The 306-nt window shown below is 63.4% G+C and carries 1 protein-coding gene; it reads right to left on the reverse strand.

Translation table 11 applies throughout. The features are described 5' to 3' along the window. Nucleotides 1-306: Gfo/Idh/MocA family protein (locus ACG2E4_RS18620; RefSeq protein WP_395277531.1), on the reverse strand; the 306-nt coding region annotated here is incomplete at both ends.

The raw sequence follows: 306 nt of genomic DNA on the forward strand, positions 1-306 counted from the left end.
ATGTCCTGCGGGTGGGAGGCCTGCAGGTACTGGATCCGCCCCAGCTCGCCTTGCTCGTACAGCTCCTTCACAAACAGGTACTCCCGGCTGTAGACGACTGTCTCGGCCATGGTATATTTCAGGCCGGTCTTTTCGACGGTCTCCACAATCTCCTTGCAGTCTTCCACCGAGGTGGCCATCGGCACCGTGCAGGCCACGTGCTTGCCGGCCCGCAGGGCCGCCAGGGTGTGCTCGGCGTGCAGCTGGATCGGGGTGTTGATGTGGACCCCGTCGATGGCCGGATCGGCCAGCAACTCCTCATAGGAG

It is taken from the genome of Halalkalibaculum sp. DA384, from assembly GCF_043951955.1.
Taxonomy (GTDB): Bacteria; Bacteroidota; Rhodothermia; order Balneolales; family Balneolaceae; genus JAMQKA01.